Genomic DNA, 25,928 nt, shown 5'->3' on the forward strand with positions numbered 1-25,928 from the left:
GCCGCCGGCAACTGTCCCGCCACCGGATTCTGCGCTGCCCCACACAGACCTGCCCGTGGGGAGGATGTTAACTACCCAGCAGACCATGTCCCGGACGACCGCCCTGACCAGTCACCAGGTCCTAACCCGCGTCCACCTTCCTGCGGCGGCCGGAGCCGGCTCCGGCAGCCTGAACTGGGGACTGACATGAGCACCTTCATAGACTTCAGCGGAACGGACGGCTTGCCGGACACCTCGGAGCTTGAATCGGGCGGCGCCCGGATTCTGCATCATGGTTTCAGTATCAGCGGCTCCCTTCAGCAGGTACACGCCAAGTGGTCACTCTTGGCTGGCACCTATGCGGCCCCGGAACAATTTCAGGTGCACGGAGCCATGGACGGCCCCCGTGAGGCAGGGGAGGCAGTGCTCCGAGCCGCTACCCAGGCAGTGTCGGCCCTGAGAGATTTCGCCGCGGCGGTGGACGCAATCCGCCGGAAACGTCTGGAGTTCCAGGCCGAGGCCGCTCTTCTGGACAACGAGTGCAACGGCACGGTTACGGGCGCTGCTGTACCTGCCGTTGACTCCCAGGCGGCGCTCCGCCGGATCCTCCTCCAGGACAAGGCGGACCAGTTGGCACTGGAGTTGAGCACCGCTGAAGATGACTGCATGCGTGCTCTGGCAGACTTGGAACGCAGCGCGGACGCCCCGGAGCGGCGGGGACTCTAGCCGGACGGCAGGTGTGTGTTCGCCCACCCCGCCACAGCCCGGATCCGCGTGAAGGCGCGGTTGCGGGCACTCCCGGAGCACCACCATCCCTCTGCAAATTTGACTTGAATGTACAACCGGGAAAGTCTAAGAAAGACTACGCATCATTACGTATCAGGTGCGGAAGAAACGCATAAGAGGGGCAGCGTCGCTTTCATCACCCGGTTAAATCCATGCCTGCAGAGACATGCTGCGCAACTCCGGGGACCAGCCGCCCCCTCTCAAGCGGCCCGAATTTTTTCTGACGACATTTGGGCATTCTTCCGTTAATTCAAGGAAGGCCTATGGCTAACACGACTGAAACTCCGCCCGCAATCCCGGGGGACGACGCCCTGATTGCAGAAGCTGACCCGGACCAGAAGCTGCTCCAGCAGCTCGTAAAGACGGAGCGGGCCCATGAAGCCGCCCGCCGCGCCGGCGTCCCGGCCAAACTGGACAAGGTGCTCTTCGGAATCACCGGAGCGCTGGCCATCGCCTTCATTCTGTGGGGCTTCATCGGGGGCGACTCCCTGGCGTCGTCGTCCCAGACCGCCCTGGACTGGGTCATGGCGAACACCGGCTGGCTGTTTGTCCTGCTTGCATCCTTCTTCGTCGTTTATGTCCTGTGGCTTGCCCTGGGCCGCTTCGGCAATATTCCGCTGGGCAAGGATGACGAGGAACCGGAGTTCAAGACGCTGTCCTGGATCTCCATGATGTTCGCTGCGGGCATGGGCATCGGCCTGATGTTCTACGGCGTTGCAGAACCGCTGTTCCACTACGTTTCGCCTCCTCCCGGCACCGTGGACGGACAGACTCCGGAAGCCCTGCGCACCGCCATGGCCACCTCCATGTTCCACTGGGGCCTGCATCCCTGGGCCATGTACGCAATTGTTGGTATCGCCATGGCGTACGGCAGCTACCGGCTTGGACGCAAGCAGCTCATTTCCTCGACTTTCACTTCCCTCTTCGGCCGAGCACGTGTTGACGGACCACTGGGCAAGCTCCTGAATGTTTTTGCCATTTTCGCCACCCTCTTCGGCACGGCAGCTTCGCTTGGACTGGGAGCGCTGCAGATCGGCAGCGGCCTGGAATCCACAGGTTGGATCAGCACGGTGGGCACACCCATCCTGGTGGGCATCGTGGCAGTCCTGACCGCCTGCTTTGTGGGATCGGCCATGTCCGGAATTTCCAAGGGCATCCAGTGGCTCTCCAACATCAACATGGGCCTTGCCATGCTGCTGGCCGTCATCGTCTTCATCGCCGGCCCCACGCTCTTCATCCTCAACGTGATCCCTTCCGCCATTGCCGACTACGCCGGCAACATGGCCGAGATGGCGTCCCGCACCGAGGCCGTCGGTGATGAATCCATGCGCGAATGGCTCTCCGGCTGGACCATCTTCTACTGGGCGTGGTGGCTGTCCTGGACGCCGTTTGTTGGCATGTTCATTGCCCGCATCAGCCGTGGCCGGACCATCCGCCAGTTTGTCTCCGGCGTCCTGCTGGTGCCCTTCGTAGTTACCACCCTGTGGTTCTCAATCTTCGGCGGCGCCGCCATCGGCACGTCCCAAACCGCCGCGCCCGGTGAGGCAGACGCCCTGACGGCGGCGGCCGGCTCGGACGCAGCCCTCTTCGAGCTGTTTGCCCTGATGCCCATGCCCAACCTGGTTGCCGCGGCCGTCGGGATCCTGGCCATGGTCCTCGTGGCGATTTTCTTCGTCACCGGCGCGGACTCCGCTTCCATCGTGATGGCGTCCCTTAGCTCCAACGGGTCTGAGACGCCCGCCCGCGGCGTCGTCATCTTCTGGGGTGTCCTCACCGGCGCGGTGGCTGCAGTGATGCTGCTGGCCGGAGACGACGCGGATCCTTCCAGCGCGCTGGCTGCCCTGCAGCGGATCACCATTGTGGCGGCCCTTCCGTTCGCGATCGTGATGCTGCTGATGACGGTCGCCCTGGTCAAGGACCTGGCCCGGGACCCGATGGCCCTGCGGCGCCGGCTCGCCAAGTCAGTGGTGGAACGGGCCATCGCCTCCGGTGTTGATGAGCATGGCGGATCGACGTTCGATCTGGCCACACATGAACACGAAACCACCACGCCGGACCCCGCTGCATCCGTCTCCGTTCCCCCGCGCCCGGCGCAGGGTGAAACCTCAGCGTACGACGGCGGACAGCTGCGCCCGCGCAGCTAGCCGGTAACGGCAGGCCCGCGCAGCCGGCCGCCCCAAACGTCAAAGGCCCGCGCAGCATTCTCAAGGATGCTGCGCGGGCCTTTGCCGTCCCGGCACCCGAGACCCTGCGTACACTACTTGACGAAAGTACCCGGGCTGAAGCCTGTCCGGCAGCTGGAACCAGTATTTCCCCGAATTAGAGGATCCTCGTTGCGGCATCTCCCTCTCCTGCATACTCTCCGACAAGTTACCCACTAGTAACTCGCTCCACGTCATGCAGTGAGATCAGCACGCACAGAGACAATGAGGTCCCTATGAGAAAGCATCTTGGCATTTTGGCGGCCGCAGCAGGCCTGCTGGGGTCATCCCTGGCCGCGGCTCCCGCGGCCTGGGCGGCACCCGTCCAGACGGGCTCGCCGGCCGTCCGCACCGACGTCGTCGTCACCAGTTTCGACGGCACTCCCATCCACACCAACTTCTTTCCAGCCGCCGGCCTTGCCACCGGCCGGCAGGCACCCACCGTCATGGTTGGCCCGGGATTCGGACTTCCCGGCGGACGCCTGCCCGTCACTCCCACGAACACCCTCATCGGTTCCATCGGCATCGCTCCCCTGCGCGATGCCGGATACAACGTGGTGACCTGGGATCCGCGCGGCTTTGGCCTCAGCGGCGGTGAGGCGTACATTAACAACCCGCAGTATGAGGGCCGGGACGCCCAGGCCATCGTGGATTACATCGCCGCCCAGCCTGAAGCCCGCCTGGATGCCCCGGGAGATCCCGTGCTCGGCATGGCAGGTGCCTCCTACGGCGGGGGTATCCAGTTTGTCCTGGCCTCCCGGGACCCGCGGGTAGACGCCATCGCCCCCACCATTGCCTGGAACAACCTGACCACCAGCCTGTACAAGGCGGGGTCGTTCAAGACCGGGTGGGGTGCCCTGCTCTGCGCCGAAGGCACCGCACTGGGCCAGCTCGGCTCGCTCGTCGGAAACCAGGGCGCGCTGTCCGCGCCGGTGCGCAAAGCCTGCCGGGAGGGCCTGACCTATCCGAACCGGCTCAGCGCCGAATCAGCGGCGTACTTCTCCTCGCTTACCCCGGATGAAATGTTCACGTCCATCACGGCACCCACCCTGATTATCCAGGGCACCGCGGATACCCTCTTTACGCTCTCCGAGGCCACCCGCAACTATGAGCTGATCACCAGCACCGGCACTCCCGCCAAAATGCTGCAGTTCTGCGGCGGCCATGGTCTGTGCAATTCCGCGGCAGGACCGGACCGCATCACACCTGCCGTGCTGAACTGGTTCGACAAGTATCTGCAGGATGCGCCGGTGGATACGGGAGCGCCGTTCGAGTTCATTGACCAGTTCGGGGTAACCCGCGCGGCTCCGGGGTATCCCGCAGCCACGGGGTCCCTGGCCGGATCCGGCAAGGGAACGCTGCTGCTGACCCCGGCTGCCCTCAGCGGCGCGGTGGTTGCGGCGGCCGTAGCGCCGTCGGCCGTCAACGTGCCGATCAGCGCGCCAACGGCGACGACGTCGGTCTTCGGGGCTCCGCAGCTAACCCTGACGTACCGCGGCTACGCACCCCAGGGCAGTACCCACGTTTACGCGCAGATCATCGATAAGGCCCGGGCGTCCCTGGTGCTGGGCAACCAGGTCACGCCGGTTCCGCTGGTGTTGGACGGCAGGGAACGCACGGTGACCGTTCCGCTGGAAGCGGTTTCCTACCTGGCGACCCCGGCCAGCCGGCTGGTGCTTCAGGTGACACCCGCAACGTCCGTCTACGCACTGCCGAAGGCGACGGCGCTGACCAGCTTCACAGCCTCCGTCACGGTGCCGACGGTTACGGCATACCCTGTGGTTCCGTAGATCTCTCGCCGGCACCGGCTAGTTGGTCCCGGCGGCGCGAAGCTGTGCCTCCACCTGTTCCAGGCTCCGGCCGCGGGTCTCCGGCATAAAACGCCTGACGAACAGGATGGCGCAGACGCCCAGTGCCACGAAGATGAAGAACGTGGTGGAGAGGCCGAGTCCTGCCATCAGCAGCGGAAAGGAGAGGCCAACGGCGAAGTTCGCCATCCACTGCACAAACACGGACATGCCCATGCCCAGCCCGCGGACCCGCAGCGGAAAGATTTCGGCGATCATCAGCCAGGTCACCGGAGAGATGGAACCCTGCTGGAAGGCCAGGAACAGTACGGTCAGCGACAGCACCACGAAGCCCCGCGCTGTTCCCTCGGGCATCGTCAGGGAGGCAACGCCGATGAGCAGCAAAGTGGTGGAGGTGCCGATGAGGCCGGTGATCAGCATGGGGCGGCGCCCCACCCTGCCCAGCAGCCAGATGCCCAGGATTGCTGCGGCCACCGAGACGATGCCGTTGGCGATATTGGCGGTGAGCGCGGCTTCGGTGCCGAATCCGGCGTCGGCGAGGATCTGTGTGCCGTAGTACACGATCGCGTTGACGCCGGTAATCTGCTGGACCACGGACATGCCCATGCCGATCAGCAGCACCCGGAACAGCCAGGGTTCGGCGAAGTCCTTGAAGGAACCGCTGCGGGTGTCTTCGCCGCCCGCCAGCGCACGGACGCCGTCGTACTCGGTTTGCGCTTCTTCGGTGCTGCGGATTTTCTGCAGCACCGCCATCATCTGTGGATATCGTCCCTGCGCGGCGAGCCAGCGGGGACTTTCCGGCACGAATTTCATGCCGATCCACAGGGCGATTGCCGGCAGCGAGGCTACGGCCAGCATCCACCGCCAGACGTGGGTCTCCCCGCCCCATGCGTTGCCGATACCCGCATTAACGGTGAAGGCTGCCAGTTGCCCGGTAACGATCATGAGCTGGTCCCGCGTCACCATTTGCCCGCGCCGGTCAGCGGGAGCAATTTCGGACAGGAACATGGGGACGACGGCGGATGCGCCGCCCACAGCGAGGCCCAGCACCACGCGCGCCGCCACCATGAGGCCCACCGTGGGGGCCACGGCCGTTCCGAGGGCACCGGCGAGGAAGACCACGGCCAGCACCATGAGCAGCCGCCGGCGGCCAAACCGGTCAGCGAGCCGGCCGGCGGCCAGGGCTCCGAAGGCTGCTCCGAACAGCAGGCTGGAAGTGACCAGGCCTTCGGTGAACGGCGTCAGGCCCAGGTCCTCCGTCATGAAGGGCAGTGCCCCGTTGATGACACCGGTGTCATAACCGAACAGGAAGCCGCCAAGGGTGGCAATCCAAGAGGCACGCCCCAGCACGCCGCGGTGGCGGCTTCGGCCCTGCGGGGCGGAGGCTGCGGGGGTAAGAGTTGCGGACATCACGTTCTTTCTGGATTTAGCCAAGCGCACAAAAACCCCCGCCCGCCGGAAAGTACTCCGGCAGACGGGGGCTGATGCGTGCGTGTTAGAGCGCTGCGTAGACTTCGCGCAGCAGAGTGGCGGTCTCGGACGGCGTCTTGCCGACCTTCACGCCGGCAGCTTCAAGAGCTTCCTTCTTGGCCTGGGCGGTTCCTGCCGAGCCGGAGACAATGGCGCCGGCATGGCCCATGGTCTTGCCTTCGGGAGCGGTGAAGCCGGCCACGTAGCCCACGACGGGCTTGGTGACATTGGCCTTGATGTACTCGGCAGCGCGCTCTTCGGCGTCGCCGCCGATTTCACCGATCATCACGATGGCCTTGGTCTCGGGGTCAGCCTCGAAGGCGGCCAGGGCATCGATGTGCGTGGTGCCGATGACGGGGTCACCGCCGATGCCGATGGCGGTGGAGAAGCCAAGGTCCCGCAGCTCGTACATCATCTGGTAGGTCAGGGTGCCGGACTTGGAGACCAAGCCGATCGGGCCCTTGGAGGTGATGTTGTTGGGCGTGATGCCCACCAGTGCTTCGCCGGGGGTGATGATGCCGGGGCAGTTCGGGCCGATGATGCGGGTGATCTGCTTGCCGTCTGCATCCACCTTGGACTGGGCGTGGGCCCAGAACTCGGCGGAATCCTGGACGGGAACACCTTCGGTGATGACAACGACAAGGCCGATGCCGGCGTCGATCGCTTCCATGACGGCGTCCTTGGTGAAGGCCGGCGGCACGAAGACGATGGAGACGTCTGCGTTGGTCTTGTCCATGGCCTCGGTGACGGTGCCGAAGACGGGCAGTTCCACGTCGCCGTGGGTGACCGTGGTACCGGCCTTGCGGGCGTTAACGCCGCCGACAACCTGGGTTCCGGCCTTGAGCATCAGGGCGGTGTGTTTGGTTCCTTCGCCGCCGGTGATGCCCTGAACGATGACCTTGGAGTCCTTGTTCAAAAAGATAGACATAAGGGGATTCTCTTTCTAAAGGTTCGACAGGCTCTGGATCAGCGAGCGGCGTAAGCGAGCTCGGCGGCCTTGTCGGCGCCTTCGTCCATGGTGGTGGCCAGGGTGACCAGCGGGTGGTTGGCCTCGGCGAGGATGCGGCGGCCTTCTTCGACGTTGTTGCCGTCCAGACGGACGACCAGCGGCTTGTTGGCCTCGTCGCCCAGGATTTCCAGGGCCTTGACGATGCCGTTGGCGACGGCGTCACAGGCGGTGATGCCGCCGAAGACGTTCACGAACACGGACTTGACCTGCTCGTCATTGAGGATGACGTCCAGGCCGGCAGCCATGACGGATGCGGAAGCTCCGCCGCCGATGTCCAGGAAGTTGGCGGGCTTGACGTTGCCGTGCTTTTCGCCGGCGTAGGCGACGACGTCGAGCGTGGACATAACCAGACCGGCGCCGTTGCCGATGATGCCCACCTGGCCGTCGAGCTTGACGTAGTTGAGGTCGTTGGCCTTGGCCTTGGCCTCGAGCGGATCAGCAGCGTCCTTGTCTTCCAGTGCGGCGTGGCCGGGCTGGCGGAACTCTGCGTTTTCGTCCAGGGAAACCTTGCCGTCGAGGGCAATGATGTCACCGGCACCGGTGCGGACCAGCGGGTTGACCTCCACCAGGGTGGCGTCTTCCTTAACAAAGACGTCCCAGAGCTTCAGGATCGCGCTGATGACGCCTTCGCGCAGTTCAGGGGCGAAACCTGCGGCGTCAACGATTTCTTCGGCCTTGGCCTGGTCGATGCCGACGGCGGGGTCAACAGCAACGCGGGCAAGGGCGTCCGGACGTTCTACGGCGAGGACCTCGATTTCCATGCCGCCCTCCACCGAGCACATGGCCAGGTAGTTGCGGTTGGCACGGTCCAGAAGAACGGAGAAGTAGAACTCCTCGGCAATGTCAGCACCCTGTGCGATCATCACGGTGTTGACGGTATGGCCCTTGATGTCCATTCCGAGGATGTCGGAGGCATAGGAGAACGCCTCGTCAGCGGTCTTGGCGACCTTGACGCCGCCGGCCTTGCCTCGGCCACCGACCTTGACCTGTGCTTTGACGACAACTACGCCGCCAATCTTCTCGGCTGCAGCTTTGGCTTCTTCAGGAGTGTGCGCCACGATTCCGGCAAGCACGGGTACACCGTGCGCCTCAAACAGATCGCGCGCCTGATATTCAAACAGGTCCACGGGCTAGTGTCCTTCTACGTCGAAGTAGGTTTACATTCGATCAAATGATCGCGGAAGCAGATGCATGAAGCCGGTCTGCCTCTCTGGAACTTTAGTCGCTCGGCACTCAATGCCGTCCATAGACTAGCGCTTTAGTGATTAAGCGCACACTTCTATGGTTTGTAGAAATCCGTTGCCGTGGAGTATGAGGCGTAGATTACTTTTTGGGTTACGACTCCTTTGTCAGCGGGGCATACCGCAGCAGCAGGCGCTTTTCTCCGACGTCAAACTTCACCTTCGCGACGGTTTTGTCGCCGGAACCTTCCACGGCGAGCACCGTGCCGTGCCCAAAGGACGTGTGGTTCACTTTGTCCCCCGGCGCCACGGAAATGACTTCCTTCTGCGGCTGCACCCGCCCGATGGCCTTGGCGACGGGGGCGGCGGAAATAATACCGCCGGTGCCCGAGCCTGAGGCGGCGCCTGCACCCCAGTGTGAACCGCCGTACCTGCTGGACCCGGTTCCGGAGCTCCCGCCCCAGGCCGGCCGCTCCATTCCTTCGCGCTTCCACTCGATCAGCTCCCCGGGGATCTCCCCGACAAACTGGCTGGCGGGGTTGTACTGGCTTTGGCCCCACATGCTGCGCACTTCCGAACGCGTAATGTAGAGGCGTTTCCGGGCGCGGGTCAGTCCCACGTAGGCCAGCCGCCGTTCTTCCGCGAGTTCAGCGGGGTCGGTGGCGGAACGCTGGTGCGGGAAGAGTCCCTGTTCCATGCCGGTGAGGAAGACCACCGGGAACTCAAGCCCCTTGGCCGTATGCAGCGTCATGAGGGTCACGACGCCCTGGCGGCGGGATTCCTCGACGGCGGCTGCCACTTCCTCGGCCGAACCCTCGGGCGCATCGGGGATGGAGTCGGCGTCCGCCACGAGCGAGACCTGTTCCAGGAATTCCCCCAGAGACCCTTCCGGATTGTCCTTTTCATATTCACGGACCACAGCCACCAGTTCAGCCAGGTTCTCCACCCGTGATTCATCCTGAGGATCAGCGGAGGACCGCAGCTGCGCAAGATAACCGGTTTGTTCCAGCACCGCTTCCAATGCTGCTGCGGCACCGGATCCGGACGCCACCTCGGAGAGGTCATCGATGAGCTTCACGAACCCGTTGACGGCGTTGAGGGACCGGGTGGCCAGCCCGGGAGCTTCCCCGGCGCGGCGGAGGGCGGCCATGAAGGAGATCCGCTCCCGTTCGGCCAGCGCTGCCACCGAGTATTCGGCCCGGTCGCCGATGCCGCGCTTGGGCTCGTTGAGGATCCGGCGCAGGTTGACGACGTCGTCGGAGTTCACCAGCACCCGCAGGTAGGCCAGCGCGTCCTTGATTTCCTTGCGCTCGTAGAAGCGGGTGCCGCCCACCACCTTGTAGGGCAGCCCCACCCGAACCAGGACGTCTTCGAGGGAACGGGACTGGGCGTTGGTCCGGTAGAACACCGCCACGTCCCCCGGCCGCAGCCCCTCTTCATCCTGGAGCCGGTCAATTTCCTCGGCAATGAACCGGGCTTCTTCGTGTTCGTTCTCGCCGACGTAGCCAATAATCTTTTCCCCGTTGCCTTCGGCCGTCCACAGGCGTTTTTCCGGCCGGTTCGGATTGCGGGAAATGACGGCGTTGGCCGCGTTCAGAATGGTCTGCGTGGAGCGGTAGTTCTGTTCCAGCAGGATGGTGCGTGCTGTGGGGTAGTCCTTCTCGAAGTCGACGATGTTGCGGACATCCGCGCCGCGGAAGGCATAAATGGACTGGTCGGAGTCGCCCACCACGGTGAGCTCGGCCGGCGGGATGTCCACGGTGTTGTGTTCGCCGGGCACGCCCACCAGTTCCCGCACCAAGGCGTACTGGGCATGGTTGGTGTCCTGGTACTCGTCCACGAGGATGTGGCGGAACCGCCGGCGGTAATACTCGGCCACGCCCGGGAAGGCACGGAACATGAAGACCGTCTGCGCAATGAGATCGTCGAAGTCCATGGCGTTGGCCGAACGCATGCGCTCCGTGTAGCCCTTGTAGACGTCGGCGACAGCCTGTTCGAAGGGATCGGAGTAATTCGCCGACGCGGCAAAGGACTCGTCGTCGATCAGCTCATTCTTCAGGGCCGAGATTTTGTGCATGATCATCTTGGGGGTGAAGCGCTTAGGGTCCAGGTCCAGGCCCTTCGCCACCAGGGTGATCAGGCGCAGCGAGTCCGCTGAGTCATAGATCGAGAAATTCGAGTTCATGCCCACGGTTTTTGCCTCGCGGCGCAGGATGCGCACGCAGGAGGAGTGGAACGTGGAGATCCACATGGTCTTGGCCACGCCGCCCACAAGCGTTTCGATGCGCTCCCGCATTTCGGCAGCAGCCTTGTTGGTGAAGGTGATTGCCAGGATCTGGCCCGGGTTGGACCGCCCCGTGGCCATCAGATACGCGATCCGGTGGCTCAGCACGCGCGTTTTACCGGATCCGGCTCCGGCCACAATCAGCAGCGGCGAACCCGCGTGCTTGACGGCTTCTTCCTGTTGCGGATTCAGGCCCTGCAAAAGGTCCGCTGCGCGCTTTTCATCCACGCGCGACGGCGTGTGCGGGCGTTCGCCGCCGTCGGGCCCGTTCTGCGCGGAAGCGTCCGCGGCGGCATCGGCGGCAGCGGAACCCGGCTTGCCGGCGTCGGTCTTGGCGGCTGAAAAGTACGGATCAAAAAGATAGTCCATGGTGTTCTTAAGTCTAGGCGCTGGCGCCGACCATTCCGGCGGCGGCCTCGTGCCCCGCTAAACCGCACCGGCGCAGCGCCGGGTCAGGCCCGGATGAGTGCGCCTTCGATTTCGCGGACCGCCGACGCCGTACCCGCGATGTGCCACCGGAATCCGTTCACCTCAACCACGGTTGTGCGTCCGCCGGCTGCACTCACAATGGCCTTGCCCGGCAGCCAGTCCCATTCCGGGCAGCTGTGCTGGAACCATGATCCCAGCCGGCCTGACGCTACTCCGCCGAGGTCGCAGGAACCCGATCCGAGCATGCGGATGGTGGCGGCCCGGGAAGCCGCAGCGGCCCAGGGACCGGCCACTTCGGGGCGGAGCAGCCATGTGGGATGCAGGTAGGTTCCGGCGCTGAGCCGGTCCAGCGGTGCGTCTTGCAACGGCGGAAGCGGATCGCCGTTGAGGGTGGCCGGGTGTCCCTCGCCGCCGAGCCACAGACGATCCTCCTGCGGCTGGAAGATGGCGCCCAGCAGGACGTCGGGATCCCCGTCCATCGTTTGGGGCTCATCCGCTTTCAGGGCGATCGCAGAACACCAGTACGTGGATCCGGCAAAGAAGTTGTAGGTTCCGTCCACGGGGTCGATCACCCAGGATCTGCCGGAGGTGCCCGTCACGCTGGCACCTTCCTCGCCTACTATGCCGTCGTGCGGACGGAGTTCGCGGATCCGCTCCACCACCAGCTTTTCCGCTGCATGGTCCGCCGCGGTGACGACGTCTGACACAGTGGTTTTGGCAGTGGCGGTGAGGCCCTCCGAGCGCATCCGCAGGGCCAGCGCTCCGGCGTCGCGCACCAGGGAAGCTGCCAGTGAGAAATCTTCGTTCGTCGCGTGAACACTCATTCGGCCAGCCTATCCGGCACCGTCACCGAACCAAAGGATCAGGCGGGCGGGCTGTCAGCTTTCCGCTCGCACTGCGGCCGGTTCGGCGAAGCGTCCCGCAGCGGATACGGGCTGCGCCGGCGGAACGGGTTCGGTTGGCGGGGCAGAAAGAGAGACGGATGGCGCGGAGGCTTTTCCGGCCTTGCGTACAGTGCGCATAATGGGCCGCTCCAGCCAGATCCATGAACAGATGGCAGGCAGGAACGTGAGGACTCCCGCAATGATGATGTAGGCGGGGAGCCCCAGCTCGTGCAATCCGTAAAGTGCCAGCAGCTGCTGAATCGGGAAGGCATAGATGTAGATCCCGTAGGAGATATCGTTTTTCTTGATCAGCCGCGGTGAAGGAAGCCACAGCGAAATCCACAGAAGCCCGTAGGCGATGAACGCTCCGGAGGCACCGCCGCCCCAGGTCGGGAACAGACCCGTGAGGACTGCAGCGGCGGCGAGTGAAAGAACGGCCGGCAGCCAGTGGATGCCAATCCGGTGCTTCCAGACGTAGACGAGGGCGCCGCCGAGGAAGAACGGCAGCAAATGCACCAGCATCACGAAGTCGTAATTGCTCTGCGCATAGGGGGCAATTCGCGGCATCAGGACATTGGCTGCCACGCTCAGGAGGAACAGCACGGTGATGGGCCACGGAGACTTGCGCACCAGGGCAAACAGGCCAATGAAGGCCACGATGATGTAGCAGCAGAACTCAAAGTAGATGCTCCACAATGAGCCGTTCCATGCCCCGGCATACGGAACTCCGGCAGGTGTTCCGGCGACGTCATACGCGTTCATGCGCAGTCCCAGATTCGTGAACACATAGTTGAACGGTGTGGTTCCGGCACCGAAGAAGCCGTCGAGGGTGCCGTTGGCCTTTGCATAGCCGATGGGGGCGAAGAACGCCGCCACCACGATCAGGGAGACGATGAACGCCGGGACGATGCGCGCGATGCGGTGCACCAGGTAATCGCCCAGACTGTGCGTGAAACGGCTGTGCGTGATGAGGTATCCGCTGATGACGAAGAACCCCGCAACGGCCCAGCCGCCCAGCGTATCCCCCGCAAAGGCCGGGGAGTTCTCCGTGCCCGACAGCGGCCAGGCATGGTGCACGAGAACAGCAACGGCGAAGATCAAGCGAATCAGGTTCAGGCTGTTGTTGCGTGCATCAAACGGCTTGCCGATCCAAAGGCTGTCGGCAGCCCGGTAATTTCCCAACATGGCCTCCAGGGGCGTTGACAACCTGCCAATGTTATCTGACCGTTACAATTTCGCGACGCAGACAGGCCCGGGGCCAAGAAGTATTTTCAGCGGCAGCTGGTGCGCACTGCGGCCATACTGTTAAACATGGGAAAAACTCCGGCACAGCGGGCCGCCAAGCACGGCGACAATGCAGTCGCCCCGCCGCACACAGCGAAGATGACCACTCCGTCCTCCGGGCAGCAGCCGAAATCCAACGCCAACCTGATCCTGGTGGCGGCCGTTGCCACCACCTTATTCATGTTCTTCTACCTGCACCTGCTGGTGCTGGATCAAATGACGCAGCTCTCGGGCGGCATGGCCATGCCCGACTCGCTGGTGGGCGGCTACAGCATGCAGTACCTGGCGGACCTGCGCTCGGTCATGGACGCCGATGCCCTCGGCCAGCTCAGCTATGTCCATAAAACGGCCGGAACCATCTTCCCCCTGATCTTCGGCTTCACCTGGCTGCTGATCATCGGGCTTAATGCCCGTGGACGGGTCAAACGCTGGATTCTCTGGGCTGCCCCCATCCTTTTTGTCATTGTGGACCTGTGGGAAAACGTCGCCATTGATGCCGCTCTTGGTACGGACACCCTGACCAGCGCCGATGCCACACTGGCCAGCTCCCTGACGATTGCACGCTGGGTGCTGTTTGCCCTGAGCCTGCTGGCTTCGCTGATTGCCGTCTTCGGCAGGCGCCGCCCTGCGGCTCCCGTGCGGGAATCCTAAACCGCGCAGCTTAGACTCCAGGCGAAAGCAGGAGGGCCTGCCCGGATAGTCCGGGCAGGCCCTCCTGCTTTATACATGTGTCGCTTTTACATATCTGTCGCTGTCAGCGGGTGCCTGCGCGGTGCGCACCGGCAGGTGCAGGCAGCGATTCCATATGTGAATCGTCCCCCGAGGAAGGGGCCTCGTGCCGGCCTCCCGTGCCGGCCTTTGCCGCCGGCTTGGAGGGCCACCAGAACTTCTCGCCGAGGATGAACGTCAGAGCGGGAACAATGACGGTTCGCACCACCAGGGTGTCCAGCAGGACACCGATGGCCACGGTGATACCCACCTGGGTCAGAGTGACCAGCGGCAGCACGCCCAGGACGGCGAACACGGCAGCCAGCAGGATACCGGCACTGGTGATCACGCCGCCGGTGGAGCGCAGGGCGCTGAGCATGCCCTGCTTGGTGCCCATGGTCATGGCGTTCTCGCGGGCCCTGGTGGTCAGGAAGATGTTGTAGTCCACGCCCAGAGCCACCAGGAAGATGAACGAGTACAGCAGCGTGAGCGTATCCAGGGCCGGGAAGCCCAGCACGTTCACGAACAGGACCCAGCTGATGCCGGTGCTCGCCACGAAGGTCAGGAGCACCGAGGCGACCAGCAGCACGGGAGCTACCAGGCTGCGCAGCAGGATCACCAGCACCAGGAACACCAGGATGATCACGGAGGTGACCACAAGGGTCAGGTCGTGCTGGTTCGCTTCGAGCTGGTCTACCCGCTCGGCAGCTTCGCCGCCCACCAGAGCGTCATATTCCGGAGTTTCGGCCAGGTCGTTGCGCAGGTCCTCAACGAAGGCATTGGCTTCGGCGGTGCCGGGCTCGTACTGGTCGACGACGTCAATGCGGGTCACGCCGTTGTTTTCGGAGACCACATCCGCGCTGGACACGCCTTCAACGGCTGCCAGCTCCTCGGCTGCAGCCTCGGCGGAGTCGGAGTTCACCAGGACGGTGACGGGCGAGGTGGAACCGGCAGGGAACCCTTCGGCAAGGGTCTCGGCGGCGGTAACGGCCTGCGGCTTTTCAGTGAACTGCTCGTTTTCGCTGAGGCCAATCTGGACGTTGAAGAGCAGGGCTCCGGCGGCCAGGAGTACGACGACGGCGGTTCCGGCGATGCGCTTGGGCGCACGGGCCGTGGCCTCACCGAGCTTGCCCCAGAATTTGCCTTCGCGCCCGGTGTCTCCCACCTTGGGAACGAACGGCCAGAACAGCTTCCGGCCGAGCAGTACAAGTGCTGCGGGCAGGATGAACAGGGCGCTGAGGATGGCCAGCACAATGCCGGTTGCGGCGGAGAAGCCCAGCCCGCGGTAGCTCAGCGTGTCGGTGAAGAGCAGCACCAGCAGGGCAAGGATAACGGTGCCGCCGGAGGCAATAATGGCTTCCCGCGTACGGGTGAGCGCCTTGCCCATCGCCTCGTACTTGGACTCATGTAGGCGCAGCTCTTCGCGGTACCGGGCGATCAGCAGCAGGGCATAGTTGGTGGCAGCACCGAAAACCAGGACGCTGGTAATACCCACCGCAGACGGATCAACGTCAATCCCCACCACCGGTGCCAGAAGGTCCACAACCTTCAGCGCGGCCTGTTCAATGGTGGCCACCACAGCCAGCGGCACCAGCCAGAGCCACGGAGACCGGTAGGTGATGAGCAGCAGCAGTGCAACTACTCCGGCGGTCACGGTGAGCAGGACAAAGTTGGCACCGGAGAACACGCCGGCCAGGTCCGCGGTGAACGCCGCCCCGCCGGTCAGTTCAGCCTTGATGCCTTCCGGTGCGGCATCCGAGATGCTCCCGCGGAGGCTTTCAACCTCAGCCGCAACGGCATCGCCGTCGTCGGCAGCGGCTTCGAGGGTGACGGGAACAAGGCCAACGAGCTTGTTTTCGGAGACGATCGGCGGCACCTGCGGCGGAGGGCCAACGGCCCCCAGCTCTGCTGCGGCTGCATTGATGTCTGCAATCGCTGCCTGATCAGCCTCGGTCAGTTCCCCGCCGTCCTCACGGGACACGACGATCAGAGCACTGGACTGCTGAGCATCGGGGAACTGTTCAAGCAGCTCATTGACCTGCGTGGTCTGGTATTTGTCACTGAGGCCGCCAACTGTGGACGCCTCGTTTTCCTGCGCCGGCAAAGCAAAGAGGCCGATGACGACCGCAAGGCTCAGCAGCAGCGTGATCCAAGCCGCTTTGGCCGATTTCACTATCCCTGCGTACATGCTCGCTCCTGGTGCGCTAAAAGTATCTCCTGCAAAAAGTATCTCAATTCTAGAGATACTTCAATCGCGAGTTACTATGGTGAGGTGGAAGACAAGGACCTGCGGCGAAGCATCATCAACGCCATCCGCGGTATGAGCCTGGACGGGCAGCGGGTGGCGGATATCTTTGCGCACCGTCACGGACTCAACAACACTGACATGAGGGCGCTGACCCTGATCATGGAAGCTGAAATCCGCGACGAAGCCCTGACCGCCGGGCGGCTCAGCACGAAGCTTGGGACCTCCAGCGGTGCAACAACGGCCGTGATCGACAGGTTGGAGCGCATCGGCCACATTCGCCGCAACCGCGAGCACGCTGACCGGCGAAAGGTGACGCTGCACTACGAGCCCCTCGCAATGCAGCTCGCAGGAGCCTATTTCGGTCCGCTCGGAGTCCTCACCGACGAGGTCATGAACGGTTACACCACCGAGGAGCTGGCCACCGTTCACCGGTTCATGGAGGACATGCGCGCGGCATATTCGGCCCACCAGTCAACGTTGCAGCAACCGCTGCCGCCGTCCGCCGGGGCCGCGCCGGAACAAGACGCACCGTAACGCGTGCAGCACCCCGGGTGCAGAAACAGGTAAGCTGATAACCGCCTGCCGGCCTGTCCGGCGGCACGCCCTCGTAGCTCAGTAGGATAGAGCGGCCCTCTCCTAAAGGGCAGGTCGTCGGTTCGATTCCGGCCGGGGGCACTTATTCTGCCCGGGAATTCTCATTCCCGGGCAGTTTTTTTATGCCTCGTTCCCTGCCCTCACGACGCCGGCGGCTGCTCCCCGGCTGACGCGCCGGCGTCCACGGTATGCACGGTCTCCACCGCAAACTGTGTCCCGTGCAGTTCCGCGTAGCGCCCGCCCAGCTCCAGCAGCTCGGCATGGGTTCCCTGCTCAGCGATGCGTCCGTCCTCAATCACCAGGATCTTGTCCGCGTTGCGGATGGTTGAGAGCCGGTGCGCGATGACGACGGCGGTGCGGCCTTCCAGCGCCTCCCCCAGAGCCGCCTGGACTGCCGCTTCCGAGGTGGAGTCCAAAGCAGCGGTTGCCTCGTCAAGGATGACGATGCGGGGTTGGGCCAGCAGCAGCCTGGCGATGGTCATCCGCTGGCGTTCCCCGCCCGAAAGCCGGTAACCGCGCTCCCCCACCATGGTGTCCAGGCCATCAGGAAGGGACCGGATGAGGTCTTCGAGGCGGGCCCGCCGCAACGCATCCCAGACCTGGTCCTCGGTGGCCTCGGGATTGGCGAGCAGCAGGTTGGAGCGGATGCTTTCATGGAACAGGTGCCCGTCCTGGGTCACCATCCCCAGCGCCTGCCTGATGGAGGCAAAACTGACGTCCCGCACATCAGTGCCGGAGAAACGCACGGCTCCGGAGTCGACGTCGTACAGTCTTGAGAGCAACTGGGCAATGGTGGATTTCCCGGCTCCGGAAGTTCCCACCAGGGCCACGGTCTGGCCGGGCTCCACGCGGAAGGAAATCCCGTGCAGCACCTCTTCGCCGCCGCGGGAATCCAGCACCGCAACATCTTCCAGCGACGCCAGCGATACTTTGTCGGCCGTAGGATAGGCGAACCGGACGTCGTCGAACTCCACGCCCAGCGGACCTTCGGGCACCGGAACAGGGTTCTCCTTTTCGCGGATCAGCGGCTTGAGGTCCAGGATCTCGAAAACACGCTCGAAGCTGACCACGGCGCTCATGATTTCCACCCTTGCATTGGCCAGCGACGTGAGCGGTGCATAGAGCCGGGTCAGGAGCAGTGCAAGCGTCACCACATCGCCCGTGTCCAGCCGGCCGGTCAGCGCAAAGTAACCGCCCAGCCCGTAGACCAGGGCCAGGGCCAGCGCGGAGACCAGGGTCAGAGCAGTGACGAAGACCGCCTGCATCATGGCCATTTTCACGCCAATGTCCCGCACCCGGGCGGCGCGTACCGAGAACTCCGTGGATTCCTGCTCCGGCCGGCCGAACAGCTTCACCAGCGTGGCGCCGGGTGCAGAGAACCGTTCAGTCATCTGGGTTCCCATGGACGCGTTGTGGTTCGCAGCCTCACGCCGCAGCGCGGCAAGCTTTCCGCCCATGCGGCGCGCCGGAATCAGGAACACCGGAAGCAGCAGCATCGCCAGGATGGTCACCTGCCACGACGTGTTCAGCATGACAATCAATGTCAGGACCAGCGCCACGACGTTGCTCACGACACCGGAAAGGGTGCCGCTGAAAGCCTGCTGGGCACCGATGACGTCATTATTCAGCCTGCTGACCAGGGCACCCGTCCGGGTGCGGGTAAAGAAGGCGATCGGCATTTTCTGCACATGGTCAAAAACAGCGGTCCTGAGGTCAAGGATGACCTGCTCACCGATTCGGGACGAGAACCATCTGGTCGCCAGGGACACCGCTGCGTCGGCCACGGCCACCGCTCCGATGAGCACCGCCAGCTGGATCACTACCCCGGTCGCGGAACGGGCAACGATGGCATTGACAACTTCACCTGCCAGCACCGGGGTGGCAACCGCCAGAAACGCACCGAGCGTGGACAGCAGAATGAAACCGATCAGCTGTTTCTTGTAGGGAGAAGCGAATGCCACTATCCGTTTAAGGGTCGCTTTGGAGATTTTGCTGCTGCTGCCCTTGGCGGTGGAGATTTTATGAAGAGAGCTCCAGGCCGCGCTTTCCATGCTCATGATCTGTCCTTATGTTGTTGGCCTTCTCCAGCTTAAGCCTCGGCACTGACACGGAAAGCCGGGGAGAAAATCCCGCAGTGACGATGCACACAGCAATACGGGTGTGCGCTGGTAGGATTCCTTTCGCCGGGGTCCTCGCCGGGAGCTCTGCACAAACGAAAGGCATCCATGCCCACGGCTCTTCTACCACTGCCGGAAACTTCCGATGATGCCGGCGAGCAGTGTGCAGTGGTGGCGGTCCGCAACGCTGGACTCGGGGCAACGGCAGAGGCCGTCCTGATTGCCGCGGGCCTTGTTCCGGTGCATGCGAAGTCTGAGCATGATGCCGTCAGTGCCATCCTGGAACGCGATGTGGTGCTGGCAATTATTGATGCCGACATGCTGGCCGCCGCAGGAACGGAGCACCTCCGCCGGCTGCGGCAGGAACCCCTCGTGGCAGCATTGCCGGTCATCCTGCTGTCCGGCGGGAATGAGCTGGACATTGAAACAATGGTCCAGCTGAGCATCACCCACTTTGTGGCCGGCAACGTCCAAACCAAGGATCTGGCCAACCGTGTGGCCCTTATTTTGGCGGGCACCCGGGCCACCCGCCGCCGAAAAGTCGCCGCGGCCCGCCTCCGGGACAAAGCCCGGGCAGTGTCCGGCGCGCTGCGCGGAACCAACGATCCCCGGCAGATGGCTGCCCTTGCCGTTCAAGGCCTGGGCGAGGCATTTGGGGCCTGCCACGTCAGGATAGAAACGTTCCCGGATGAGCGTGTTCCCGAGGTGGACGCATCATGGAGCCGGACGGAGGAAACAGCCTGCCTTCCGTCCCTCGCCCCGGCTGAAACGCTCAGCCTCAGTTCATCGCTGTGGGACCGCGACGCCGTCCTTCGGGTGGAGGACCATCTCTTCCCCGATGATCCTGACCTTGCCGCCTTCCCGTCCGGCGTTCCTGCCGCCGTGCGGACATCGGTCTTTGCTCCGCTGGCCCACGGGGACCAGGTGCTTGGCTATGTGTGGATTGCCGGGACCACCGGGCCAAGAAAGTGGAGCCGGACTGAGCTGTCCCTCATCCAGCACATATGCGGAAACCTGGCGCACGGACTGGTGCAGGGGCACGTCATCACGGCCCAGCGCGCGGTACTGGCCCGGCTGCGGGAACTCGATCGGGCCAAGACTGACTTCGTTGCCACGGTGAACCACGAGCTGCGTACCCCGCTGACCTCCATAACCGGCTACCTTGAGCTCATTCTGGAGGGCTCAGAAGAGGATCTTCCGCCGGCGACCAGGCAGATGCTGGAAATCGTCGGACGTAATGCCGCCAGGCTCGATCAGCTCATTTCGGATCTGCTGACCATTTCGCGCGCTGACGCCCGCCCCGATCCGGCAGTGGAGGACCTGGACCTCGCAGAGCTGCTGGATAGCGTAGCTGCTTCCCTCGCGCCCGCAGCCGCGGCCAGCGGCATTACGCTGCAGCTCAGGCTGCTGCCGGCTGCGCACCTGGTGCAGGGGGACAAAGCCCAGTTGGAACAGGTCTTCACCAACCTGTTGTCCAATGCCGTGAAGTTCACCCGCCCCGGCGGAACAGTCGAAGTGCTCAGCACAATGATTGCCGCGGATTCCGGACCGCAGATCCGGGTTCAAATCGTGGACAGCGGCATCGGCATCCCTGAAGCGGACCTGCCCAAGCTGTTTCGGCGCTTCTTCCGGGCTTCAAACGCCACCTCGGCGGCGATTCCCGGTACCGGACTTGGCCTGGCTATCGTGCAGGACATTGTGCTCCAGCACGGCGGGGAACTGGACATCGATTCCACCCTGGGCCGCGGCACGACAGTCACGGTCCGGATCCCCGCCAGCTGACCGGTCTTGTCAGGCCAGGATTCGTTCCGGAGACGAATAGCAGTTCAAGGACGTTCCCCTGCTGAAACCGACCAGTGTCATCCCCGCATCCCGGGCCAGCTCCACCGACAGTGACGACGGCGCACTTACCGCTGCCAGCACCGGAATCCCGGCCAGCTGCGCCTTCTGCACCAGCTCAAAGGACGCGCGTCCGGAGACCTGCAGCACCGTGCCGCGCAGTGGCAGCATCCCGGCACGAAGCGCCCATCCCACCACCTTGTCGACGGCATTGTGACGCCCAACATCTTCGCGCAGGCACAGCAGCTCACCCTCGGCGGTAAACAATCCGGCCGCATGTACGCCGCCGGTGCGGTCAAAGACCTTCTGTTCCTGGCGGAGCTGTTCCGGCAGCCCCGCCAGGGTCAGCAGCGGCACCCGTACGTCGTCGTCGCCCACCGAAAAGTGGGACGACTTGCGCACCGCTTCAATGGAGGCGGTACCGCAGATGCCGCACGAACTGGAGGTGTAGACATGGCGCTCCATCGAGGTGTCCGGAAGGGCGGTGCCGGGCCGCAACTGCACATCCACGACGTTGAAGGTCTGCTGCCCGGAGTCGTCCACACCGGCGCAGTAGCGCAGGCTCACCAGCTGGCCCGGTTCCCAGATAATGCCTTCCGAGACCAGGAACCCGGCCACGAGGTCAAAATCGTCACCCGGCGTCCTCATGGTCACCGTGAACGAACGGCCGCCCACCCTGATCTCCAGCGGTTCCTCGCCGGCCAGTACATCCTCGCGCTTGGTGACCGTTCCATCAATCCGGAACTTCGTAATCTGTCCGCGCCTGGTAACCCGTCCCACACCGTCTCCTTAGACACACCCTCTATTTACAGCTGGTTCCATAACCAGCCCTACCGTGCCGGCGGCTGCTCGACCGTCCATGGCAGCGGCAGCGCGGTCACGGCCTCGTCAGTGGTGCACCCTGCCTCGGGAACCACCATTACTGCATCAGCGTCCGCAATGCCCCGAAGCATTCCCGACCGGAAATACGGCGACGGCACAGCCCTGCCATTCTCGATCCGGCAGGGAATGAGCCGCGTGCGTCCCGGCAGCGCCTCAATATCCACACCGGCCAGTACGTGGCGCGGCGGAGCGAGCGGGGCGCCGCGGAGTCCGTCCAGAAGCGGCTGGAGGACGGTGAAGACAGCCATCATGGCAGCCAGCGGGTTTCCGGGAAGGGCCACCAGCAAACGTCCGTCGGGAAGGCGCGCCAGCATGGTCGGATGTCCGGGGCGCATGGCGATCCCGTCAATCAGCATCTCCGCCTGCATATCCTCCAGCGCCTGCCGCAGGTGATCGGCCTCCGACCGGCCGGTACCGCCGGTGGTGATCAGCACGTCTCCGGAAGACATCGCGATGGACATCTCGTCCGTAGCCTCGGAGCTCAATGCGGCAACGACGTCTTCATAACGGTCCGAGAGACGCCGCACCACATCCATGCGTCCGCCCAGCATGGTCACCAGCTGGGGCAGCTGGGGGCCGAAAGTGTCCCGGACCTGCCCGGCTTCCGGAAGGCCGTACTCAATAACCTCATCGCCGGTCAGCAGGAGGGACACGCGGGGAGGACGCAGCACCGGCAGGGTGTCATGCCCGCACACAGCCGCAAGCGCGATGTGTGCCGGGTTGAGCACCGTGCCCCGAGGAATGGTCACTTCACCCGCCGCCGCTTCTTCTCCGGCCGGCCGGATGTGCTCGCCGACGCCCGGTTCGTTCCCCCGTGCGGCCGGGCTGAGGGTCAGCATGTCATCGCCGGAGACAACGCCGCTTTCGGAACGGAGCACACTGCTGGCACCGTCAGGAATCAACCCGCCGGTGAGGATGGCCACGGCCTGACCGGGCTGCAGCGGCCGGCGCCCTGATTCCTTGTGGATCTGCCAGCGCTCCGTCCGGGGTTCTTCCCGGGTCACCAGCTGCCAGGGCGCCGGGCCGGAGACGGCCCAGCCGTCCATCGCGGAGGACGCATAGTGGGGAACCGGCTGCAGGGCCGTGGCATCCAGCGCAAGGATTTGTCCCAGGGCTTCGGCCAGGGGGACGGTTTCATAGGGAAGCGGCCGTCCTGCAGAGTATGCGGAGCTTCGGGCGTGTTCCCACGCTGCGTTCGGCTGCAGCGGAAGTATGACGGGCGTCGAGTTGTCAGCGGTCATTCAGATTCTCCGGTTTCACCGTAGTTTTTGCATTCCCGGGCGGCCACGCGCATTGCTGCGCCCATGGCGGCGTCGTCGTCGGCCTGGCCGCTTCCGGCCGCCAGGCCTGCCGCGAATCCCGCAATGAAAGTGGTCAACGGAGCGGCCGGGCGGACTACCGTGTGCGCCGCAACGGAGGCGAGCTGCAACACCGCGCCAACATCCACTGTGGTTCCCTCAAGCTCCAAGGCGGTGAGCAGCCTGCCGCACCACGCTTCGAGTTCCTCTTCCTGGCTTGCCATTCCTGCTCCTTCTTCGGCGCATATCTGCACGCTCTAGTTCAACGGCGCGGGCGCATCCGGGTCCCCGGTGGTTCCGGGTTTCACCGACCAGCGGCCCGCGTCCTCCCACGTGTCTATATCCGCTGTGCTGTGGGGCGGCACCGCAACGTTCCTCCATTGCACCCTAGCAAGGAGGCGCTTCATTGAAAGGTTTTCCAGTCCGCCTGGCCTGTCGAAGAAGCTGACAGCGGCGCCCAGTGCGGCCGTTCGATACAGTGCGGCCAACGGCTGGGCCCGTCCGGATTCATCAACGCAGAGCAGCGATTGGCGCTGGGGACCGCTGTCCGCCGAACGTCCGGCCTCAAGGAGCAGCGCCTTCACTGCCTGGGAGACAAACGGCATATCGCAGGCCAGGACCAGGGTCCATTCGGGCGGGGGCGTGCCGGTGCTCTCGTCCCGGGAGGCCAACGCGGTCCAAGCCGCGGCTACGGCAGCAGCCGGCCCGGAAAACGGCGGGTCCTCACGGATCAGTTGTGCCGGAACTCCCGATGCCTCCACAGCAGCAGACAGCTCAGGCGGCCCCGCCACGGCACAGTTGCGTGCCCCGGATGCAGCGTCCAGCGCCACTGCCAGAAGCGTGCGCCCGGAAGACTCCAGCAGAGCCTTCGGTGTTCCGCCGAGGCGGGAGGACCGCCCGCCGGCAAGGATAATGGCGTTGTGGCCGGCAATATGCCCGGAGCTCCCGGTAGCGGGCTTCATCAGGCGGCAGTACCGGCGTCAAGGAACTGATTCCATTGCGGTGCCGGCCGCTCCAGCTCGCGAATTTGCCAGCGCGCCCCCCGCGGCGGCTGCGGCCGGAACCTCAACTGCCATCCCAGCTGGCTCAGGGTGCTGTCCCCCTTTGCGTTGTTGCACCGCAGGCAGCATGCCACCAGGTTTTCCCAGCTGTCCGTCCCTCCCCTGGCCCGGGGAAGGACATGGTCCACCGTGGATGCAGTCTTGCCGCAGTAGGCGCACAGGTGACCGTCCCGGCGCAGGACGCCGCGCCGGGTGGCAACCGTGCCCTCCCGATACGGAACTTTCACATAACGGTGCAACAGGATCACTGAGGGGCGGGGAAGGATTTCCGTGGGTCCCACCACAGGTTCTCCGTCCTCTGCCACGACACTGGCTTTCTTGGCCAGCACAAGCACCAGCGCCCGCCGGAAGCTCACTACAGCCAACGGCTCATACCCGGCATTCAGAACGAGAGTGCGCATACACGTTTTCCTCTTCGCCTGCGGTCCGTCGGCGGGGCCACACCCGTCTGCGGATGAAGGGACTTCTGATGATCTATGCACAGGGTATGCCCCCATGCAGGTCTTCGCCATTTTCGGGGCCCCGCCGACGGGTTTAAACGCGTCAAGGGTCCCTCCCGGAGGAAGAACCCTTGACAGCTTCCGGCGGACCGGAGTGTGCGCAAAGCTAGTAAGGCGCGTCTAGCGAACCCTGATGTACACGCCGCCCGAGCCCAGCTCGGCAGGTGCGATAACCGTAGAGTTACCGTTGAAGCCGCCGTGGATGGCTTGGCCGTTACCCACGTAGACAGCAATGTGGGCCATGCCCATGCCGCCGTCCGCGTAGTAGATCAGGTCTCCGGGAACAGCCTCAGAAGCGCTGACGGTGCTGCCCAGGGACAGGTAGCCGGCAGGCCAGTCGTGAAAATTGATCCCTGCAGCTGCCAGTGAGTTGGTCGCGAGCATGGTGCAGTCCTGCGAAACGCCCAGCTGGGCGTAAGCAGCCGCTGCAATGATGGCAGCAGTACCGGAAGCCGCGGGGGCGCTCTCCGTGACCGGAGCCGGGCTGGCGGAAACGGCAGGCTGCACAACGGAACCGGCAGGAGCTGCGTCCTGCAGCGGGGCTGCGGCCGGGGACTGCTCTGCCGCGGGCTGGGTCGCCTCGGACTGTACTGCCTCGGACTCGGCCGGTATCTGGAGCGGAGCCTCAGACTGCACTGCGGTTTCAGGCTGTGCTGCAGCCTCAGGCTCCACTGCTTCCGGAGCCTTGATGACACCGGCCACGGCAGGGCGGTCAAAATTCACGGAAGCCGTGGAGGGAACCGTCAGCTGCGCGGCAGCGGCCAGATCCAGCGTGCTGGTCTGAACGTCGCGGACAACATCGGAACCTGTTGCGTTGGCTGCCACTCCGGATCCCAGAACCAGACCGGAGGCGGCAAGAACAACGGCCGCCTGCCGTCCCACGGTTCCGGCATTGGCGGACACTGCCTGGGCAAGTGCTGTCAGCGTGGAGGCACGCTCCACGGGCGCCCGGTGCCGGGCGCGCTCAATTGCAGAAGTCATGCGAGTGAAATCTCCGTTATCTGCAACTGGGCTTAGCTGACGCGGACGAAGCTTGCGCCGCCGAGGTAGGACAGCGGGTGCAGAACGGTATTCATACCGTCGAAGCCGCCGCTGATTACCTGACCGTTGCCCACGTAGATCGCTACGTGGCCTGCCGTGATAACAAGGTCACCGGGCTCGGGCGAGCCAACTACGGAGCCGTAAGCGAAGAACTGGCCGGGAGCCAGGTCACCAACCGACTTACCAACCGAACGCAGTGCCTTCTCCACCATGGCGGTGCAGTCCTGTGCAACGCCGATCTGCGAGTAAGCGGAAGCTACCAGAGCCGCGCCAATACCGCTTGCTGCCGGAGCAGGAGCGGGGGCGGGAGCCGGGGCAGCGGCGG

21 protein-coding genes and 1 tRNA gene are annotated in these 25,928 nt (G+C 64.3%); 7 read left to right on the forward strand and 15 right to left on the reverse strand.

The window, feature by feature from the left end; translation table 11 throughout:
- Positions 1–186: 186 nt before the first annotated feature.
- The 3 genes from QMA10_RS07425 to QMA10_RS07435 all read left to right on the forward strand — a co-directional run bounded on the left by QMA10_RS07425 (position 187) and on the right by QMA10_RS07435 (position 4,756).
- Positions 187–705 carry a hypothetical protein gene (locus tag QMA10_RS07425; protein WP_290167197.1) on the forward strand — a complete coding sequence of 173 codons (519 nt, stop codon included), beginning with the start codon at positions 187–189 and terminating at the stop codon, positions 703–705.
- 323 nt (positions 706–1,028) lie between these two features.
- Complete coding sequence (locus tag QMA10_RS07430) at positions 1,029–2,909, forward strand: BCCT family transporter (RefSeq protein ID WP_290167198.1); 1,881 nt, start codon at positions 1,029–1,031, stop codon at positions 2,907–2,909.
- A gap of 293 nt (positions 2,910–3,202) precedes the next feature.
- Positions 3,203–4,756, forward strand: a complete 1,554-nt coding sequence (locus QMA10_RS07435) for an alpha/beta fold hydrolase (RefSeq protein WP_290167199.1) — start codon at positions 3,203–3,205, stop codon at positions 4,754–4,756.
- 18 nt (positions 4,757–4,774) lie between these two features.
- Here the strand turns inward: QMA10_RS07435 and QMA10_RS07440 are convergent, their stop codons facing one another.
- The 6 genes from QMA10_RS07440 to QMA10_RS07465 all read right to left on the reverse strand — a co-directional run bounded on the left by QMA10_RS07440 (position 4,775) and on the right by QMA10_RS07465 (position 13,216).
- Entirely contained in the window at positions 4,775–6,184 is a 1,410-nt protein-coding gene (locus tag QMA10_RS07440) for a sugar porter family MFS transporter (RefSeq protein ID WP_290167200.1), read from the reverse strand.
- 85 nt (positions 6,185–6,269) lie between these two features.
- Positions 6,270–7,172, reverse strand: a complete 903-nt coding sequence (gene sucD, locus QMA10_RS07445) for a succinate--CoA ligase subunit alpha (RefSeq protein WP_290167201.1) — start codon at positions 7,170–7,172, stop codon at positions 6,270–6,272.
- A gap of 38 nt (positions 7,173–7,210) precedes the next feature.
- Positions 7,211–8,380 carry an ADP-forming succinate--CoA ligase subunit beta gene (sucC, locus tag QMA10_RS07450; RefSeq protein WP_290167202.1) on the reverse strand — a complete coding sequence of 390 codons (1,170 nt, stop codon included), beginning with the start codon at positions 8,378–8,380 and terminating at the stop codon, positions 7,211–7,213.
- A 208-nt stretch (positions 8,381–8,588) separates the two neighbouring features.
- A complete protein-coding gene (gene pcrA, locus QMA10_RS07455) occupies positions 8,589–11,087 on the reverse strand; it encodes a DNA helicase PcrA (protein WP_290167203.1) in 2,499 nt (832 codons plus the stop codon).
- A gap of 83 nt (positions 11,088–11,170) precedes the next feature.
- The gene (locus tag QMA10_RS07460) at positions 11,171–11,971 is read right to left on the reverse strand and encodes an inositol monophosphatase family protein (RefSeq protein WP_290167204.1); all 801 of its coding nucleotides are present in this window, start codon (positions 11,969–11,971) and stop codon (positions 11,171–11,173) included.
- Positions 11,972–12,025: 54 nt separating this feature from the next.
- Entirely contained in the window at positions 12,026–13,216 is a 1,191-nt protein-coding gene (locus tag QMA10_RS07465) for an acyltransferase (protein WP_290167205.1), read from the reverse strand.
- A 126-nt stretch (positions 13,217–13,342) separates the two neighbouring features.
- Here QMA10_RS07465 and QMA10_RS07470 point away from each other — a divergent pair, with 126 nt between their 5' ends.
- A complete protein-coding gene (locus QMA10_RS07470; protein ID WP_290167206.1) occupies positions 13,343–13,966 on the forward strand; it encodes a hypothetical protein in 624 nt (207 codons plus the stop codon).
- A 103-nt stretch (positions 13,967–14,069) separates the two neighbouring features.
- Here QMA10_RS07470 and QMA10_RS07475 read toward each other — a convergent pair whose 3' ends face one another.
- Positions 14,070–16,211, reverse strand: coding sequence for an MMPL family transporter (locus tag QMA10_RS07475; RefSeq protein ID WP_290167207.1), 2,142 nt, complete (start codon positions 16,209–16,211; stop codon positions 14,070–14,072).
- An 84-nt stretch (positions 16,212–16,295) separates the two neighbouring features.
- Between QMA10_RS07475 and QMA10_RS07480 the strand changes: the two genes are divergently transcribed.
- Positions 16,296–16,805, forward strand: a complete 510-nt coding sequence (locus QMA10_RS07480; RefSeq protein ID WP_290167208.1) for a MarR family transcriptional regulator — start codon at positions 16,296–16,298, stop codon at positions 16,803–16,805.
- A gap of 67 nt (positions 16,806–16,872) precedes the next feature.
- Positions 16,873–16,946, forward strand: a tRNA-Arg gene (locus tag QMA10_RS07485).
- 59 nt (positions 16,947–17,005) lie between these two features.
- Here the strand turns inward: QMA10_RS07485 and QMA10_RS07490 are convergent.
- On the reverse strand, positions 17,006–18,922 hold the full coding sequence (locus QMA10_RS07490; RefSeq protein WP_290167209.1) for an ABC transporter ATP-binding protein: 1,917 nt from the start codon (positions 18,920–18,922) through the stop codon (positions 17,006–17,008).
- 168 nt (positions 18,923–19,090) lie between these two features.
- Here QMA10_RS07490 and QMA10_RS07495 point away from each other — a divergent pair, with 168 nt between their 5' ends.
- Positions 19,091–20,764: an ATP-binding protein gene (locus tag QMA10_RS07495; RefSeq protein WP_290167210.1), complete on the forward strand. Its 1,674-nt coding sequence runs from the start codon at positions 19,091–19,093 to the stop codon at positions 20,762–20,764.
- 9 nt (positions 20,765–20,773) lie between these two features.
- Here QMA10_RS07495 and fdhD read toward each other — a convergent pair whose 3' ends face one another.
- The 7 genes from fdhD to QMA10_RS07530 form a co-directional block, all read right to left on the reverse strand.
- Positions 20,774–21,601, reverse strand: coding sequence for a formate dehydrogenase accessory sulfurtransferase FdhD (gene fdhD, locus QMA10_RS07500; RefSeq protein ID WP_290167211.1), 828 nt, complete (start codon positions 21,599–21,601; stop codon positions 20,774–20,776).
- A gap of 50 nt (positions 21,602–21,651) precedes the next feature.
- Entirely contained in the window at positions 21,652–22,944 is a 1,293-nt protein-coding gene (locus QMA10_RS07505; protein WP_290167212.1) for a molybdopterin molybdotransferase MoeA, read from the reverse strand.
- The gene (locus QMA10_RS07510) at positions 22,941–23,225 is read right to left on the reverse strand and encodes a DUF6457 domain-containing protein (protein ID WP_290167213.1); all 285 of its coding nucleotides are present in this window, start codon (positions 23,223–23,225) and stop codon (positions 22,941–22,943) included. Before QMA10_RS07510 ends, QMA10_RS07505 begins: the two co-directional genes overlap by 4 nt.
- 33 nt (positions 23,226–23,258) lie before the next feature.
- Positions 23,259–23,963 (reverse strand): NTP transferase domain-containing protein, encoded by a 705-nt coding sequence (locus QMA10_RS07515; protein WP_290167214.1) that lies wholly within the window; start codon positions 23,961–23,963, stop codon positions 23,259–23,261.
- The gene (locus tag QMA10_RS07520) at positions 23,963–24,463 is read right to left on the reverse strand and encodes an HNH endonuclease (protein ID WP_290167215.1); all 501 of its coding nucleotides are present in this window, start codon (positions 24,461–24,463) and stop codon (positions 23,963–23,965) included. Before QMA10_RS07520 ends, QMA10_RS07515 begins: the two co-directional genes overlap by 1 nt.
- A gap of 219 nt (positions 24,464–24,682) precedes the next feature.
- Positions 24,683–25,543: an NlpC/P60 family protein gene (locus tag QMA10_RS07525; protein WP_290167216.1), complete on the reverse strand. Its 861-nt coding sequence runs from the start codon at positions 25,541–25,543 to the stop codon at positions 24,683–24,685.
- Between the two features lie 32 nt (positions 25,544–25,575).
- The coding region (locus QMA10_RS07530; protein WP_290167217.1) for an NlpC/P60 family protein at positions 25,576–25,928 on the reverse strand (353 nt) is incomplete at its 5' end.

This window comes from Arthrobacter sp. APC 3897, assembly GCF_030407495.1.
GTDB lineage: Bacteria > Actinomycetota > Actinomycetes > Actinomycetales > Micrococcaceae > Arthrobacter_B.

Coding starts and splice junctions, on each gene's coding strand:
- QMA10_RS07425 (WP_290167197.1), top strand. CDS start 187: ATGAGCACCTTCATAGACTTCAGCGGAACGGACGGCTTGCCGGACACC.
- QMA10_RS07430 (WP_290167198.1), top strand. CDS start 1,029: ATGGCTAACACGACTGAAACTCCGCCCGCAATCCCGGGGGACGACGCC.
- QMA10_RS07435 (WP_290167199.1), top strand. CDS start 3,203: ATGAGAAAGCATCTTGGCATTTTGGCGGCCGCAGCAGGCCTGCTGGGG.
- QMA10_RS07440 (WP_290167200.1), bottom strand. CDS start 6,184: ATGTCCGCAACTCTTACCCCCGCAGCCTCCGCCCCGCAGGGCCGAAGC.
- sucD (WP_290167201.1), bottom strand. CDS start 7,172: ATGTCTATCTTTTTGAACAAGGACTCCAAGGTCATCGTTCAGGGCATC.
- pcrA (WP_290167203.1), bottom strand. CDS start 11,087: ATGGACTATCTTTTTGATCCGTACTTTTCAGCCGCCAAGACCGACGCC.
- QMA10_RS07460 (WP_290167204.1), bottom strand. CDS start 11,971: ATGAGTGTTCACGCGACGAACGAAGATTTCTCACTGGCAGCTTCCCTG.
- QMA10_RS07465 (WP_290167205.1), bottom strand. CDS start 13,216: ATGTTGGGAAATTACCGGGCTGCCGACAGCCTTTGGATCGGCAAGCCG.
- QMA10_RS07470 (WP_290167206.1), top strand. CDS start 13,343: ATGGGAAAAACTCCGGCACAGCGGGCCGCCAAGCACGGCGACAATGCA.
- QMA10_RS07475 (WP_290167207.1), bottom strand. CDS start 16,211: ATGTACGCAGGGATAGTGAAATCGGCCAAAGCGGCTTGGATCACGCTG.
- QMA10_RS07490 (WP_290167209.1), bottom strand. CDS start 18,922: ATGAGCATGGAAAGCGCGGCCTGGAGCTCTCTTCATAAAATCTCCACC.
- QMA10_RS07495 (WP_290167210.1), top strand. CDS start 19,091: ATGCCCACGGCTCTTCTACCACTGCCGGAAACTTCCGATGATGCCGGC.
- QMA10_RS07505 (WP_290167212.1), bottom strand. CDS start 22,944: ATGACCGCTGACAACTCGACGCCCGTCATACTTCCGCTGCAGCCGAAC.
- QMA10_RS07510 (WP_290167213.1), bottom strand. CDS start 23,225: ATGGCAAGCCAGGAAGAGGAACTCGAAGCGTGGTGCGGCAGGCTGCTC.
- QMA10_RS07515 (WP_290167214.1), bottom strand. CDS start 23,963: ATGAAGCCCGCTACCGGGAGCTCCGGGCATATTGCCGGCCACAACGCC.
- QMA10_RS07520 (WP_290167215.1), bottom strand. CDS start 24,463: ATGCGCACTCTCGTTCTGAATGCCGGGTATGAGCCGTTGGCTGTAGTG.
- QMA10_RS07525 (WP_290167216.1), bottom strand. CDS start 25,543: ATGACTTCTGCAATTGAGCGCGCCCGGCACCGGGCGCCCGTGGAGCGT.